This window comes from Polynucleobacter sp. AP-Latsch-80-C2 (assembly GCF_018882185.1).
Classification (GTDB): Bacteria; Pseudomonadota; Gammaproteobacteria; order Burkholderiales; family Burkholderiaceae; genus Polynucleobacter.
Genome location: NZ_JACVOY010000003.1, coordinates 157,479 through 172,549, shown reverse-complemented (window position 1 = coordinate 172,549; position 15,071 = coordinate 157,479). Strand labels below are relative to the sequence as shown.

The following is a 15,071-nucleotide window of genomic DNA, read 5'->3' as shown; positions in this document are numbered from 1 at the left end:
CTTTACCATATACCCCACCAATCCGCTCGGGAATTATCCCAAACCCTGAAGGGGAATCCTTTAATTTAGCCAGGGAAGTCTCGTGACCTAGCCCCAAATGCCATTTCTTTGACCTTTGTAAGGCGATCTCGGGTGCTGGCAGCCTTTTCAAACTCCAAATTCTTGGCTTCGGCGTTCATTTGCTTCTCAAGGCGCTTGATTTCGCCAGCCAGATCCTTTTCACCCATATCCTCATAGCGAGCCCGCTCCTGCTCGACCTGCATCTCTTGGCGCTTCTCTTTAACGTCATAGACACCATCAATAATGTCCTTAATGCGCTTTTGGACCCCCTTAGGCTCAATCCCATGAAGCTTATTGAAGGCAATTTGCTTGGTACGGCGCCTTTCGGTCTCCCCCATTGCACGCTTCATAGAGTCGGTGATGCGATCGGCATACAAAATGGCTTTGCCGCGGACGTTTCGTGCGGCGCGTCCAATGGTCTGGATCAAGCTACGTTCCGAACGCAAGAAACCTTCTTTGTCTGCATCCAGGATAGCCACCAGTGACACCTCGGGGATATCTAAACCTTCGCGCAACAAGTTAATACCCACCAAGACATCGAAGACACCCAAACGTAAGTCGCGCAAAATTTCAACGCGCTCAACGGTATCGATATCCGAATGCACATAACGAACTTTGACGCCGTTATCAGATAGGTAATCAGTTAATTGCTCAGCCATGCGTTTGGTTAAAACGGTTACCAATACCCGTTCATGCACTTTGACGCGTTCATGAATTTGATCGAGCAAATCATCGACTTGAGTGCTAGCTGGTAATACTTCAATTTCTGGATCGACCAAACCGGTTGGTCTTGCCACTTGCTCAACCACTTGACCTTGATGTGTCTTTTCATAATCAGCTGGTGTGGCTGAAACAAAAATTGTTTGACGCATTTTAGTTTCAAACTCAGTAAATTTAAGGGGACGATTGTCCATCGCTGAAGGCAAGCGAAATCCAAACTCAACCAAGGTATGCTTGCGCGATTTATCCCCGTTGTACATCGCATTTAATTGACCTATTAAGACGTGGCTCTCATCCAAAAACATCAAGGCATCATTGGGCAAATAGTCCACCAAGGTAGGCGGTGCATCGCCAGGCGCGGCGCCTGATAGATGGCGGGAGTAGTTCTCAATCCCCTTACAAAAACCCAACTCATTGAGCATCTCTAAATCAAACCGAGTACGCTGCTCAAGACGTTGTGCTTCGACTAGTTTTCCATCTTTCACAAATTCATCTAAGCGGGTACGCAATTCTTCTTTTATCGTTTCAATTGCTTTGAGGACAGTTTCGCGTGGAGTGACATAGTGCGAACTTGGATAAACAGTAAAGCGTGGAATCTTTTGGCGAATCTTGCCAGTCAAAGGATCAAAGAATTGCAAACTCTCCACTACATCGTCAAACAATTCGACACGCACTGCCAACTCATTATGTTCGGCTGGGAAAATATCAATCGTGTCACCGCGCACTCTAAATACACCGCGCTTAAAGTCAGTTTCATTTCGGTCGTATTGCATTGCAATCAGACGCATCAAAATATCGCGTTGACTCATCTTGTCGCCGGGCCGCAAAGTCATGACCATGCTGTGATAGTCGCCAGGGTTACCAATACCGTAAATAGCGGAGACGGTTGCTACGATGATGACATCACGACGCTCTAATAAGCTCTTGGTTGCAGACAAACGCATCTGCTCAATGTGCTCGTTAATTGACGAGTCTTTCTCAATAAATAAGTCGCGCTGAGGTACATAGGCCTCAGGTTGGTAATAGTCGTAGTAGCTAACGAAGTACTCAACGGCATTTTTCGGGAAAAACTCACGAAACTCGCTATAAAGCTGGGCCGCCAAGGTCTTATTTGGGGCAAAAATAATGGCTGGACGACCTGTTCTAGCGATGACATTGGCCATCGTGAAGGTTTTTCCGGACCCCGTTACCCCCAGGAGGGTCTGAAAGGTCAAACCATCCTCAATACCCTCGACCAATGCGTCAATAGCTTGCGGCTGGTCTCCCGCAGGGGCAAATGGCTGGTAAAGCTGATAGGGAGAATCTGGGAAAGTGACAAATTTAGCCGGATCCAAGTCATGGCCAGCCTCTCCCAGAGGATCGGCCTCAGGGCTTTTTTTGACTTCCTTACGAACTTCAGAATTTGAACCAGTTTTGGGCAACTTAGGGGGCATCTCGGCTATCATTTCAACTGTGAGATTTCATCACAGCGAATTTTGTACAAACAATGATTTTGCCGTTTTTCTTTGGAAATAGTTGCTTCTGGCCTCAAAAACCGACAATTAAACTGAATTTAACGTCAATTACAAACAAAACCACCCTAAAACTACCACTCTCGACCTCAAATGACCTTGTTTGCCTTAGTCCCATTAGCCCCTAAAGATCCTATTTTTGGCCTCACAGAAGCCTATGTTGCTGACCAGCGTCCTGACAAAGTAAACCTAGGGGTAGGCGTTTATTACACAGATGAAGGTAAGGTGCCATTGTTAAAGGCCGTTATCGAAGCAGAAGGAGCGCACGTGGCCAAGCTTTCTCCGCGCAGTTACATTCCAATCGAAGGTCCTAACCCTTACAACAGCGCAGTACAAAACTTATTGTTTGGCGCTGAGTCTGCATTAATCAAAGATGGTCGTGTTATCACCGCCGAATGTCTTGGTGGCACGGGCGCATTACGCGTTGGTGCAGACTTTATCAAGCGCCTGAATTTGAATGCACCATGCGCTATTAGCAATCCCACTTGGGAAAACCATCGCGGCATTTTTGAATCCGCAGGCTTTGAGGTTATTGAGTACACCTACTTCGATAGCAAAACTCGCGGCGTTGATTTTGATGGCATGGTGAAATCTTTAGAGTCTTTCCCAAAAAACACTACTGTGTTGTTACACGCATGTTGTCATAACCCCACGGGCGCCGATATGACTGAAGCGCAATGGCATCAAGTGATCGACATCTGCAAAGCAAAGAGCTTGATCCCATTTTTAGATATGGCCTACCAAGGCTTTGCAGAAGGCATTGAACAAGACGGTATTGCAGTTCGACTCTTTGCCCAATCCGGCATGTCCTTCTTTGTATCAAGCTCCTTTTCAAAGTCTTTCTCTTTGTACGGCGAGCGCGTAGGTGCTCTATCTATCGTGACGCAAAGCAAAGATGAGTCCACTCGCGTGATGTCTCAATTAAAGCGTGTGATTCGCACTAACTATTCCAACCCACCAACACATGGTGGAGCTATTGTGGCTTCAGTTTTAAATTCACCAGAGCTTCGCAAACTCTGGGAAGACGAGCTTGCAGAAATGCGTGAACGTATTAAAGCAATGCGTCATGGCCTCGTTGAAAAACTCGCTGCTGCTGGTGTAAAGCAAGACTTTGCTTTCATCGAGAAGCAGCGCGGAATGTTTTCTTACTCAGGCTTAACTGCTGAGCAAGTAGACCGCTTACAGAAAGAAGATGGCATTTATGCCCTCTCTACTGGACGCATTTGTGTGGCGGCTCTCAATACCAAAAATATTGATAAAGTGGCCAAAGCAATCGCCCGCGTCTTAGCGTAATAAGCGGAAACACTGAATTACCGGAGGTACCATGCTATATCAGTTACACGAATTTCAAAAAGCCTTACTTCAACCAGTTAGCTCTTGGGCACGCGCAGCTTCAGAGGCCTTTATTAATGCCTCTAACCCCGCCTCTAAGGTTCCTGGGTCTGAGCGTTTAGCAGCTAGCTATGAGCTCCTCTATCGCATCGGCAAAAACTATAAAAAACCAGAATTTGGTATTCGTGCTGTTATGGCACATGGTAACGAAGTTGCGATCCATGAAAGAACGATCATTGCAAAACCATTTTGTAACCTGGTTCGTTTCAAGCGCTTTTCAGATGATGTAGAAACCATCAAGAAACTTAAGGGAGATCCGTCTGTTTTAGTGGTGGCCCCTTTATCTGGTCACCATGCCACTTTGCTACGCGATACTGTTCGCACCCTTTTGCAAGACCACAAGGTTTACATTACTGATTGGATTGACGCACGCAATGTTCCAGTTGAAAAAGGTGAGTTTGGTCTGGATGATTATGTCCATTACATCCAGGACTTTATTCGCGCAATTGGTGCTGAAGACCTGCATGTGATCTCAGTTTGTCAGCCAACCGTTCCAACCCTAGGCGCCATCTCACTGATGGCCTCTGCTGGCGAAGCAACCCCAGCATCAATGATCATGATGGGTGGTCCTATTGATGCCCGCAAATCACCGACTGCCGTTAATAACCTAGCAGAACAAAAGTCTTTTGATTGGTTTGAAAGCCATGTGATCTACAAAGTCCCGCCAACCTATCCTGGTGCCGGTCGAAGTGTTTATCCAGGTTTCTTGCAACATACGGGCTTTATTGCCATGAATCCGCAAAACCATTTGCAATCTCATTGGGATTACTTCCAAAACCTCGTACGTGGTGATGAACAAGATACTGATGCACATATTCGCTTCTATGATGAGTACAACGCTGTATTGGATTTAGATGCAAAGTTTTACCTTGACACCATTAAGACTGTTTTCCAAGACTACGCGCTACCAAATGGCACTTGGACTGTAGCTGGTGAATTGGTTAAGCCACAAGATATTAAAAAGACAGCACTACTTACAGTAGAGGGTGAGCTTGACGATATCTCGGGTAGCGGACAAACCCGCTCAGCGCATGGTTTATGTGCCAGCATCCCTAAAGAACATAAAGATCATTATGAAGTTGCTGGTGCTGGTCACTACGGTATTTTTGCTGGACGCCGTTGGCGCGATAAGGTTTACCCAAAGATTAAATCCTTTATTCGCGAACATCAGGGCGTACATAAGAAAACCAAAGCAAGACCTCCTAAACTCGAAGGCTAAAAGATATAAAAAATGAGGACTACGGTCCTCATTTTTTACACAATCACCGAGTGATGAACACCAAACAAGCGAAGAATCTTACCGATCGCTTAGAGGATGCACTTCCTCAAACGCAATGCACCAAGTGTGGCTACCCTGATTGCCGAGGATATGCAGAAGCACTAGCCTCTGGGGAGGCTCCTCCAAATCGATGCCCACCAGGCGGGATTGCAGGCATCGTGCGACTAAGTCAAATTCTGACGCCCATTTACCCGCAAGATGCTTACGACTTGCATCCAACCATTGATCCCGAGTGCGGTAATGAGCGTCCGAGACCAGTTGCCTTCATCGATCCCCAAAAGTGCATTGGTTGCACACTCTGCATTCAGGCATGTCCAGTAGATGCTATTGTTGGCGCCTCAAAGCAAATGCATGTTGTCTTAACTGAATGGTGTACTGGTTGTGATTTGTGCATTCCCCCTTGTCCAGTCGACTGCATCAGCATGATTGATGTAACAGAAAGTAAAACTGGCTGGGATGCATGGACATCTGATCAAGCTGATATTTCTCGTAAACGCTACCATGATCGCGAACTTCGTCTTGATCGAGAAAAGAAAGATAATGATGCGCGCCTAGCCAGGAAAGCTGCTGCTAAGTTGCTTGCAGTGAATACTGAAGACGCATTATCTGAAGATGCAAAGAAGGAGCAAGAGAGAAAACGCGCAATCATCGCTGCTGCAATAGCAAGAGCACAGATAAAGAAATGATGAATTTAGAAAAGCGCCGCGCTTTTTTTGAACAGTTAAAGGCGAATAACCCAAATCCAGAAACGGAATTGGAATACAGCTCCCCTTTTGAGTTGTTGATTGGGGTATTACTATCAGCCCAAGCAACAGATGTCTCGGTAAATAAAGGCACTCGCAAACTATTTAAGATTGCCAATACCCCGCAAGCCCTTTTAGCTCTTGGCGAAGAAGGTGTCCGTCCTTATATTCGGCACATTGGTCTATTTAATTCCAAGGGTAAGCATATTCAAGAAACATGCCGACTTCTACTTGAAAAACATGCTGGTCAAGTACCTGTAACTCGGGAAGAGCTGGAGGCACTACCAGGAGTAGGCCGTAAAACGGCCAATGTCATTTTGAATACGGCGTTTGGTCAACCCACAATGGCTGTTGATACTCATATCTTTCGCGTTTCTAATCGAACTGGGCTAGCCCCAGGAAAAAATGTTTTAAAAGTAGAAGAGCAATTACTCAAGCGGGTACCAAAAGAGTATCTTCAAGATGCGCACCATTGGCTTATTCTGCATGGTAGATATACCTGTAAGGCTCGCAGCCCTGAATGCGCACAATGCATTGTTGAACCACTTTGTGAATTTAAACAAAAAACTGGCAAAGGAAAAGTTCGTGGCCCTATTTAATCCAACTCGTGAAGAAGTGCGGCGTTTTTTCTGTGATACCTGGAAAAAGAAAAATGAGAATCATATTCTAGACTCCATGGAAACGCTTGCTGGCGACTGGATGCAAGAACATCCCGAATATCATGCCTTACTTGCAGATCCGGAGGGTGCTGTTGAGCAAGATTACACCCCAGAGCGCGGAGAAACTAATCCCTTTTTGCATCTCTCGATGCACCTGTCTATTAGCGAACAAATCTCTATTAATCAGCCTCCCGGCATCAAGGAGATTGCTGAGAAGCTTGCTAAAAAATTAGGCTCTGAACATGAGGCGCAACATCGCATCATGGAGTGTCTTGGACAGGTTATGTGGGAAGCGCAACGCGAAGGTAAACCGCTGAATCCAGAAAACTACTTAGAAGCCCTCAAAAAGCTCATCTAATAGATTGTTAGATGGGCTCAAAGAGATGCGTCTTAGCACCATCCTGGGTTTCCTCAAATACGACCTTCACTTTTTGACCTATCCGGATTGCATCAAAATCGCAATTCGTGAGATGGGTTAATACAGAAATGCCTTCATTCAATCGCACATAAGCCATTGCGAACGGCACCTCAACGCCTCGTCTCATGACGGTATAGGAGTAGATTTCTCCAAGACCTTTTGATTCGACCCAAGTGGTGTCATTGCTGCCACAATGAGGGCAAATAGTGCGAGGATAGTAATGAGGCTCCTTGCAACTATTGCAAAACTTTAATATAAATCGATTGTCTTCTGCCGCATCCCAGAATGCCTTGTTTTCTGGATTGATGTTGGGGCTTGGTAGGCGATGCACTTGACTCATTGCAGTCTCCCCATAATGAGCGCAGCTGCGCCATGACGTGTACCCAGTGCTCCACCAATCCCGGAGGCGAGTGCAAATTCTAAATTAGGTACTTGGACGGCAGGATGGGCTTCGCCTCGTAGTTGCCTAACTGCTTCAATCACTTTAGTCATCCCTCCACGGTTAGCAGGATGGTTGTTGCATAAACCACCGCCATCAGTATTAAAGGCCAGCTTTCCTTTGCCGGAAATAAGTTGTCCGTCCTCTACAAAACGGCCACCCTCACCCTTCTTACAAAATCCTAAGTCCTCTAGCTGAATTAAGACTGTAATGGTGAAGCTATCGTAAATCGATGCGTAGCGAATCTGTTCTGGCGTTAACTTGGCCTCAGCAAATGCTCTTGGTGCCGCCCATGCCAAAGCGGAGTATGTCAAATCAACTTTACCGCCCATTTGACCTTTAGTGCTTTCGCCAGCACCCATCATCGTAATTACGGGCTTCTTTAATGTCTTGGCTATGTCTGGATGGACCACAATTAACGCGCCACCACTATCTGTCACCACACAGCAATCTGCACGGTGCAAAGGGTCAGCAATCATTGGGGAACTCAAAACATCATCAACAGTTAAAACATCTTTGAGTGCCGCATTAGGATTATGTTGCGCATGATGTGAGGCGGCAACTTTAATCCAGGCTAATTGCTCGCTAGTGGTTCCATACTCGTACATATGTCGCATTGCGGACATTGCATAAGTATTTAATGGTGCGGGTGAATACGGCTTTTCAAAAGCAAAATCCGGGGCGCTCGCATATTGGCTACGAACCTGCGTACCGCTAGATCCCTCAGACTTTGGGCGTCCTGCTAATGTGATTAAGGCAACCTTGCATTGACCAGTCGCAATTGCACGAGCAGCATGGTTTACATGGGCTAGATAAGATGAACCACCAGTATCAGTGGAGTCTAAATAACTTAACTTTTTTAATCCCAGATAGTCCGCCATGGAAACTGGACCCATGCCCGGTGCGTCACCTGCACAAAAGTAGGCATCTACATCATTTAGAGTGAGCCCTGCATCTTGCAAAGCACCGCGAGCCACTTCTGCATGTAGCTGAGCAACTGTATGATCCGGAGCGACACGCAGCGGGTGCTCATAAATTCCTGCAATGCAGGCATTATTAGCAAAGGACATAGGACTTCCTTAAATAATTGTCTATTTTATGAACTTAATCAACCGTAATATTAGATTGCGCAATTAACTTACGCCATTTTTCAATTTCAGACTTAATAAACTGTGCAAACTGTTCGGGGGTGCCAGGCATTGGATCGGCACCCTGCGCGATTAACTTATCCTTAAATTTCGGGTCGGCCAAAATAACTTGTAGCTCTTTATTTAAGCGTGTACGGATATTAGGAGGCAAATTCGCAGGGGCTACCAAGCCATACCAAGTGGCCATGTCATACCCAGGCAAGCCTCCTTCTGCAATCGTTGGCACATTCGGGGCTGCTGCAGATCGTTTTGCGGTGGTCACACCTAGAGCGCGTAAGTTTCCCGCTTTAACTTGTGGCCAAGCGCTTGGCAAATTTGGGAAGCTCATATCTACCTGCCCTGAAATTACATCTGGCATAGCGCTGCCGGTCCCCTTGTAAGGGATATGCACCATATCAATCTTAGCCATTTTTTCAAACAAGGCTGCTGAAAGATGGACTGAAGTTCCGCTACCACTTGAGGCATAAGTTAATTTACCTGGATTCGCTTTACCAGCAGCAATTAACTCTGCAACAGTTTTGTAGGGTGAGTTCATCGGTACAACTAGCATATTGGGAGCAGAAAACACACCACCAATTGCCGTGAAATCTTTTATAGGGTCATATGACAGATTCTTATACAAAGAGACATTCACTGCTTGCCCAATGGATGGAAAGTAAAGAACATATCCATCCGCTGGCGATCGAGCTACATACTCTGCTGCAATGTTACCGTTGGCACCCGCCTTATTTTCTACCACCACAGGCTGGCCTAAGCGATTGGACAAACCTTCGGCCAATGCGCGCCCAACCGAATCGGCAGCACCGCCAGGTGAAAAGCCCACAATCAAATGAATAGGCTTGGTCGGATACTTGCTCGTAGGTTCAGCAGCATTGGCTGATGCCAATCCAAAGCTAAGCAGTAAAGCACTGAGGAAAATCTTCTTCATTTATTATCTAGCCGTTTCAAAGGCACGCCGCTTAACTCTTGCAATTCCTCAAAAGATAAACCGTCAGCCCAATCTATTACCACTAAACCATCTGGGGTTACAGCAATGGTCGCTAAATCGGTATAGATGCAGTCAACTGCCTCAAGTGCTGTTAAAGGATAAGTGCACTCCTGTACAAATTTAGAGTGGCCGGACTTTGTAAGATGCTCCATCATGACAAATAATTTCTTGGCGCCTAAGGCTAGGTCCATTGCACCACCGACAGCAGGAATTGCCTTCGGATCGCCCGTCCGCCAATTGGCAATATCACCTTTCACAGAAACTTGGAACGCCCCCAGCACACAGATATCAATATGACCGCCACGGATCATGACAAAGGAATCGGCGTGATGGCAGAGTGAAGCACCGGGCAACATCGTTACTGGCTGCTTACCGGCATTCACCAGCTCTTCATCAATTTCATCGCCATGAGCGAGTGGCCCCATTCCCAAAAGCCCATTTTCACTATGGAGCAAAATTTCTCGGTCAGATGGAAGATAGTTTGAAATCGTCATAGGCTGACCAATACCTAAATTAACATGCGCTCCATCGGGAATATCTTGCACAATGCGCTTGGCAATATCCGCAGTGCTACGTTTTTTGACTTTTGAAAGATCAATCATGACTTAGCTCCTACCAGTACAACGCGCTTCACAAAAATTCCAGGCGTCACAACATTTTCAGGGTCTATAGCTCCAAGCTCTACCACCTCGTTCACCTGTGCAATCGTGCAGCGAGCTGCGGTGGCCATAATGGGGCCAAAGTTTCTGCCAGTACCGTGATACGTTAAATTCCCCCAGCGATCACCCTTATCAGCCTTGATCAAAGAAAAGTCTGCCTTAATGGCTTTCTCAAAGATGTGATTGATGCCATCAATGACACGAGTATCTTTTCCATTAGCCAGCTCAGTACCAAAACCAGTGGGCGTATAAAAGCCACCAATCCCAGCACCGCCTGCACGAATCCGCTCAGCCAAGGTTCCTTGTGGAACCAGTTCTAGTTCAATTTTGCCTGCTCGGTAAAGATCATCAAATGCTCCGGACTCAGGCTGACGGGGAAAGGAACAAACCATCTTACTAACCTGACCAGCGGCTATTAACTTAGCAATGCCAACACCCTGATTGCCAGCATTGTTGCTCACTAAAGTGAGGTTCTTGGCACCCTGCTCTACTAAAGCATCGAGGAGGTAAATAGGTAAGCCCGCTCCACCAAATCCTGAAATCAAAATGGTGGATCCATCTGCAATATCTTGCAGAGCCTCAGCTACGTTGGGACTAATTTTTTGAATCACGACAAGTCTCCGTCTCTTTTTACTATTTTTATTATTGCTACTACCAATGCAGTCTTAGGCTACGCTTCCTCTAATTTAATGCAATTAGAGCAAAGGTTTGATTTTTCTCACAAAATCAAGGGCTGATGGGCTATCTCCATGAATACACAAGGTATCAGCCTGGACTTTCACAATGCTGCCATCTAGCGCAGTGACCTCGCCTTCCCTTGCCATCCTGACGGCCTGCTCAGCCGCCTCATCCTCATCCTGAATCAAGGCATTTGGCTTACTTCTAGGGACTAGATAGCCTTCGGGGGTATAGCGACGATCGGCAAATACTTCTTGCCAGAGGGAAATACCTACTTCGGCTGCAGCATCCACAAAACAACTCGAAGCTAGTCCGTACAAGATCACCTCTTTCCCCAGATCTTTTACCGCCTGAGCAATAGCGCGAGCAAGATTGAGATCTTTTGCAGCCTGGTTATAAAAAGCTCCATGGGGTTTTACATGGTGAAGCTTTCCACCTTGTGCATTAACGAATGCTTGGAGCGCACCAGCCTGATACAACACAAAGTTATAGGCGTCGTTTGGAGTGATGGCCATTTCTCGCCTACCAAAACCTACCAAATCCGGAAGACTGGGGTGAGCACCAATCAGTACATTTTTTTGAATAGCCGCCTTCACCAGATTCTTCATTCGCTCCGGATCACCCGCATGCCATCCACAGGCAATATTGGTAGAGTCTATGTAATCGAGGAGCGCAAGATCATTGCCCATCTCCCAAACTCCAAAGCCCTCGCCCATATCGCTATTGAGATCAATTTTTCGTTTCATGATTTAACCCCAAGTGCAGCCTCTACATTGTTCAAAGTTTTTTTCTGCTCGTAATAATGTACGGCATTTATCCGATCCGCTTCTTCTAGTGTAATCGGCAAGAATTGTATTTTGTCTCCGGGTCTTAATTGAGCTAATTTTGAACGCTCAGAATCAATTGCCTCAAGCAATCGTGGGTAGCCGCCAGTAGTCTGATGCTCTGCCAACATTAAGATGGGCTGGCCAGATGGGGGTAATTGGACCGTTCCAAACCAGATGCCTTGAGAAGGTATACCTGCTAATGGGCTCGAAATTTTAAAATGACTATCTAAACGCATCCCCATGCGATTACTTTGCGCAGAAACTGTCCAGACTGTTTTCCAAAGAAGTGCCTGCTCTTGAGGATCTAGCAGATTCAAATGTACGCTAGGAATTGCCTTGATGATCTGCGTATTTTTTCCTGATAATGCTGGCGATCCTACAGACCATTTTGGATAGGTTTGACATGCATTCTTAAGTCTATTGAATAATGGCAACTCTGATGAGAGTGATGACTGAGACACATGCAAAACATCGCCCTTCTTAACTACCTTATCTCCAATGCCCGCACTTAAGTGAGAGCCGCGACCGCCTAAAATAAATTCACTCTCAATGCCACCGGCTATAGCTAAGAAAATTCGATATCCCTGCGCCATTGCGCCAAAGCTCAGAGTTTGACCTTTACCAATATGTACTGGGCGGTTACCAGGAACAGTTTGTCCATCTATCTGAGCAGTGCATTGCGCACCAACCCAGGCCACCCAGGTATCGGCCCGAAATAAGAGTTTTGGTCCGGCACCAGTAATCTCAAGCCCAGCTGCATCTTCTGCATTTCCAAGTAGGGTATTTGCAAGATCGGCAGCCTCCCTATCCATTGGTCCTCCAGCACTTAGAGCAAAGTGCGCGAATCCATAACGTGGTGAGCCTTGTATCGTTGTTAGCAGGCCTGGCGATATGACTTCAATAACAGCCTTTTGATCATCGTCAATCTTTTTCTGAGTAGCTGCGTCAAGCGCCGCTTCAGATTGAATTTTTTTGAATTGCGCTAAATCAATCTCAATAAATTCCACACGATCGCCAGCAGTTAATAAACTAGGTCGATTTTTTTGGGGGTCAAATAAAACATCGGGACTTCTGCCAATGATGTTCCAACCTCCAGGAGTTGTTTTTGGGTAGATGGCTGTCTGTAATTCTGCTATGGCAACTGATCCAGGTGGAACCGCAGTTCGTGGTGTATCTAGACGAGGTAGCTTCAGGCTGGGATCTAAACCGCTGCAGTAAGCAAAGCCAGGCATAAAGCCCAAAATATCCACGGTGATCTCTGAGTTTTTATGTCGATTGATAAACTCACGCACCCTCAAATTGCATTTCTCTGCACTTGCTAACAAGTCAGGCGCTACCTCGGGGTCATAACACACTCGGATCCGATGAAATGAATCTTTTTTCGAGCTAAGCTTTTTGTCGCCCAGAATAGTTGCGAGCAAGCCATCAATTTCAGCACGTGCAGTTAAGCGAACAGCCTCATACTCAAAATCTTGAAAACGAAGGCTAACGAGAAGCGTATCAATTCCTGGTATTGCATCTATTAACCATGTAGGCGCGCGAGAAAATAAGAGCTCACATAACCTATGAATCTTGATGAGGGCTTCGTCACTCCCCCTAAAATCAACCAAGAGAGCTGCATCACCCAAATCGAGAACATCAACCTTAGAAACAACTTTCTTTGATTGCTTTAAAGCCATTGCCTTTACTTAATTTCTTTTTGCAAGAACTGGTCTGGCAACCAAGTTACTAAATCTGGCCATATCGTAATTAAAGCAACCGCCACCACCATCATGGCAAAGAATGGTAAAGAGACTTTGGCAATGTAATTGCTATCTTTACCGGTCATACTTTGCAGAACAAATAAATTAAAGCCTACTGGTGGAGTGACCTCAGCAATCTCTACTAACAAGACAATAAAGATACCAAACCAAACAAGGTCAAAACCTGCTGCCTGCACCATTGGCAATACAGTGACCGTAGTTAAGGCAATCATCGAAATACCATCTAAAGCAGTGCCCAGCAAAATATAAATAATAGTGAGCACAAAAATTAAAGCCCAAGGCGAGAGATGCATGCTTTGCACCCATTCTGCTAAGCCCCTAGGAATGCCGGTGTAACTCATCACAATCGATAGGAATGAGGTAGCGCCCAATACAAACATAATCATGGCAGTGAGTCGCGTTGCTGAGAGCAAGCTCTCCCAAAAGTTGGTCCATGACAAGTTGCGCCCTACGGCAGCCAATATCAGGGAGCCCACTACACCATAAGCTGCAGCCTCAGTCGCGGTAGAGTACCCAGCAAGCATCAACCAGGCAATAAAAATAATCAAAGCAGTACACGGCATTAATTGCGCAATGGAATGCAAACGTTGTCGCCAAGAATACTGCTCAGCAGGCGGTGTTTTATCTGGATTTAGAAGAGCCCAAACAATAATGTATCCAGAAAAGAGCCCCATCAAAATGGCGCCCGGGATAAAGCCTGCTAAAAAGATACGAATAATGGACTGATCAGCAGCAACTGCATAAACTACCATCGTAATTGACGGTGGAATCAGGATGCCCAGCGTGCCAGCGCAGGATAAAGATCCAAGCGTGATTTTCTCATCATATCCACGCTTGGTAAGCTCAGGTAATGCAGACTTTGCAATCGTGGCACAGGTTGCCGCAGATGAACCAGAGACAGAACCAAAAATTCCGCAGCCCAAAATATTCACGTGCATCAATCTACCCGGCAACCAATTTAACCATGGTGAGAGGCCTGTAAACATCTGCTCAGAAAGCTTTGTTCTAAATAGAATTTCTCCCATCCAGACAAATAAAGGCAAAGAAGCTAAGGTGTAAGACGAACTTGAATTCCACCATACATTGGCTAAATTCATCATCGTATCTTTGTTGGAGAAAAACGCTAGTCCGAACCATGCCGTAATGGCGACCCCTGCCGGAATCCAAATGCCCATCATTAGCAGAAAAGACATCAAGACCAGCAAGATTAATGCAATCAGCGTAATACTCACAAGGTCTCTCCAAAATCACCAGCACTTAAACGATCTTCAGCCATCTGCTGATAACGAGGCTTCTCGCCCCTAAGAACCCTTAACAACTCGTCAACTACAGCCAAGAAGAAAATAAGACAGCCAAAGGCTGTAAAGATTTGTGGAATCCAAAGCGGAACAATAATTTGCCCCTGAGAGACATCATTAAATTCCCAGCTTTGATAAACAAATTGCGAAAAAGCAGCTAAAGCAAATAAACAAAATCCTGACATCACTGTTAGACCAATAATTTCAAGGCGTCTTCTCCATTGCTCATTCAAAGTGCCCAAGAAAATCTCCACTCGGACAATACCGCCGTGCTGAAAAGTCTGAGCCAGAATGAGAAATGCCGAAGCAGCGCAAAGCCAAGCAATCAAATCATCTGCACCGCGCAAATTAATACCAAACTCGCGGGACAAAGACATTGATACCATCAAAATACAAATGCTGAGAATAGATAAGGCCGCCAGTGCGGCGGCCCCTTGAATCAAGCCATCTAAGAGACGGCCGTAATAACTTCTTGATGTAGGCATGGAA

At 45.9% G+C, this 15,071-nt stretch carries 15 protein-coding genes; 5 read left to right on the top strand and 10 right to left on the bottom strand.

Annotation, left to right across the window (positions count from 1 at the left end; translation table 11 throughout):
* Positions 1 to 65: 65 nt before the first annotated feature.
* Complete coding sequence (gene uvrB, locus ICN47_RS05210; protein WP_255538925.1) at positions 66 to 2,225, bottom strand: excinuclease ABC subunit UvrB; 2,160 nt, start codon at positions 2,223 to 2,225, stop codon at positions 66 to 68.
* 159 nt (positions 2,226 to 2,384) lie between these two features.
* Between uvrB and ICN47_RS05205 the strand changes: the two genes are divergently transcribed.
* From ICN47_RS05205 to ICN47_RS05185, 5 genes are read left to right on the top strand one after another with little or no spacing between them, the layout of a single operon-like run.
* Positions 2,385 to 3,584, top strand: coding sequence for an amino acid aminotransferase (locus ICN47_RS05205; protein WP_216218831.1), 1,200 nt, complete (start codon positions 2,385 to 2,387; stop codon positions 3,582 to 3,584).
* Between the two features lie 31 nt (positions 3,585 to 3,615).
* Complete coding sequence (locus ICN47_RS05200; protein WP_216218830.1) at positions 3,616 to 4,902, top strand: polyhydroxyalkanoate depolymerase; 1,287 nt, start codon at positions 3,616 to 3,618, stop codon at positions 4,900 to 4,902.
* Positions 4,903 to 4,955: 53 nt separating this feature from the next.
* Positions 4,956 to 5,648 (top strand): electron transport complex subunit RsxB, encoded by a 693-nt coding sequence (gene rsxB, locus ICN47_RS05195; RefSeq protein WP_216218829.1) that lies wholly within the window; start codon positions 4,956 to 4,958, stop codon positions 5,646 to 5,648.
* Positions 5,648 to 6,304 (top strand): endonuclease III, encoded by a 657-nt coding sequence (gene nth / locus ICN47_RS05190; RefSeq protein ID WP_216218887.1) that lies wholly within the window; start codon positions 5,648 to 5,650, stop codon positions 6,302 to 6,304. Before rsxB ends, nth begins: the two co-directional genes overlap by 1 nt.
* The gene (locus ICN47_RS05185; protein WP_216218828.1) at positions 6,291 to 6,722 is read left to right on the top strand and encodes a DUF1841 family protein; all 432 of its coding nucleotides are present in this window, start codon (positions 6,291 to 6,293) and stop codon (positions 6,720 to 6,722) included. The genes nth and ICN47_RS05185 overlap by 14 nt, the downstream gene beginning before the upstream one ends.
* A 7-nt stretch (positions 6,723 to 6,729) precedes the next feature.
* Here ICN47_RS05185 and ICN47_RS05180 read toward each other — a convergent pair whose 3' ends face one another.
* From ICN47_RS05180 to ICN47_RS05140, 9 genes are all read right to left on the bottom strand, one after another.
* Positions 6,730 to 7,122: a Zn-ribbon domain-containing OB-fold protein gene (locus tag ICN47_RS05180; RefSeq protein WP_216218827.1), complete on the bottom strand. Its 393-nt coding sequence runs from the start codon at positions 7,120 to 7,122 to the stop codon at positions 6,730 to 6,732.
* Positions 7,119 to 8,291, bottom strand: coding sequence for a thiolase domain-containing protein (locus tag ICN47_RS05175; RefSeq protein ID WP_216218826.1), 1,173 nt, complete (start codon positions 8,289 to 8,291; stop codon positions 7,119 to 7,121). The genes ICN47_RS05180 and ICN47_RS05175 overlap by 4 nt, the downstream gene beginning before the upstream one ends.
* 34 nt (positions 8,292 to 8,325) lie before the next feature.
* A complete protein-coding gene (locus ICN47_RS05170; protein WP_216218825.1) occupies positions 8,326 to 9,297 on the bottom strand; it encodes a tripartite tricarboxylate transporter substrate binding protein in 972 nt (323 codons plus the stop codon).
* Positions 9,294 to 9,959: a 3-oxoacid CoA-transferase subunit B gene (locus ICN47_RS05165; protein WP_216218824.1), complete on the bottom strand. Its 666-nt coding sequence runs from the start codon at positions 9,957 to 9,959 to the stop codon at positions 9,294 to 9,296. The genes ICN47_RS05170 and ICN47_RS05165 overlap by 4 nt, the downstream gene beginning before the upstream one ends.
* Positions 9,956 to 10,627 carry a 3-oxoacid CoA-transferase subunit A gene (locus ICN47_RS05160; protein WP_216218823.1) on the bottom strand — a complete coding sequence of 224 codons (672 nt, stop codon included), beginning with the start codon at positions 10,625 to 10,627 and terminating at the stop codon, positions 9,956 to 9,958. The genes ICN47_RS05165 and ICN47_RS05160 overlap by 4 nt, the downstream gene beginning before the upstream one ends.
* 84 nt (positions 10,628 to 10,711) lie before the next feature.
* The gene (locus ICN47_RS05155) at positions 10,712 to 11,440 is read right to left on the bottom strand and encodes a 5-oxoprolinase subunit PxpA (RefSeq protein WP_216218822.1); all 729 of its coding nucleotides are present in this window, start codon (positions 11,438 to 11,440) and stop codon (positions 10,712 to 10,714) included.
* Complete coding sequence (locus ICN47_RS05150; protein WP_216218821.1) at positions 11,437 to 13,200, bottom strand: urea amidolyase family protein; 1,764 nt, start codon at positions 13,198 to 13,200, stop codon at positions 11,437 to 11,439. Before ICN47_RS05150 ends, ICN47_RS05155 begins: the two co-directional genes overlap by 4 nt.
* 5 nt (positions 13,201 to 13,205) lie before the next feature.
* The gene (locus tag ICN47_RS05145; protein ID WP_216218820.1) at positions 13,206 to 14,516 is read right to left on the bottom strand and encodes a TRAP transporter large permease subunit; all 1,311 of its coding nucleotides are present in this window, start codon (positions 14,514 to 14,516) and stop codon (positions 13,206 to 13,208) included.
* Positions 14,513 to 15,067, bottom strand: a complete 555-nt coding sequence (locus tag ICN47_RS05140; protein WP_216218819.1) for a TRAP transporter small permease subunit — start codon at positions 15,065 to 15,067, stop codon at positions 14,513 to 14,515. The genes ICN47_RS05145 and ICN47_RS05140 overlap by 4 nt, the downstream gene beginning before the upstream one ends.
* Positions 15,068 to 15,071: the final 4 nt, after the last annotated feature.

Excerpts from the sequence above, each read along its gene's own strand:
- uvrB (WP_255538925.1), bottom strand. The coding sequence starts at position 2,225 with ATGATAGCCGAGATGCCCCCTAAGTTGCCCAAAACTGGTTCAAATTCT.
- ICN47_RS05205 (WP_216218831.1), top strand. The coding sequence starts at position 2,385 with ATGACCTTGTTTGCCTTAGTCCCATTAGCCCCTAAAGATCCTATTTTT.
- ICN47_RS05200 (WP_216218830.1), top strand. The coding sequence starts at position 3,616 with ATGCTATATCAGTTACACGAATTTCAAAAAGCCTTACTTCAACCAGTT.
- rsxB (WP_216218829.1), top strand. The coding sequence starts at position 4,956 with ATGAACACCAAACAAGCGAAGAATCTTACCGATCGCTTAGAGGATGCA.
- nth (WP_216218887.1), top strand. The coding sequence starts at position 5,648 with ATGAATTTAGAAAAGCGCCGCGCTTTTTTTGAACAGTTAAAGGCGAAT.
- ICN47_RS05180 (WP_216218827.1), bottom strand. The coding sequence starts at position 7,122 with ATGAGTCAAGTGCATCGCCTACCAAGCCCCAACATCAATCCAGAAAAC.
- ICN47_RS05175 (WP_216218826.1), bottom strand. The coding sequence starts at position 8,291 with ATGTCCTTTGCTAATAATGCCTGCATTGCAGGAATTTATGAGCACCCG.
- ICN47_RS05170 (WP_216218825.1), bottom strand. The coding sequence starts at position 9,297 with ATGAAGAAGATTTTCCTCAGTGCTTTACTGCTTAGCTTTGGATTGGCA.
- ICN47_RS05165 (WP_216218824.1), bottom strand. The coding sequence starts at position 9,959 with ATGATTGATCTTTCAAAAGTCAAAAAACGTAGCACTGCGGATATTGCC.
- ICN47_RS05155 (WP_216218822.1), bottom strand. The coding sequence starts at position 11,440 with ATGAAACGAAAAATTGATCTCAATAGCGATATGGGCGAGGGCTTTGGA.
- ICN47_RS05150 (WP_216218821.1), bottom strand. The coding sequence starts at position 13,200 with ATGGCTTTAAAGCAATCAAAGAAAGTTGTTTCTAAGGTTGATGTTCTC.
- ICN47_RS05140 (WP_216218819.1), bottom strand. The coding sequence starts at position 15,067 with ATGCCTACATCAAGAAGTTATTACGGCCGTCTCTTAGATGGCTTGATT.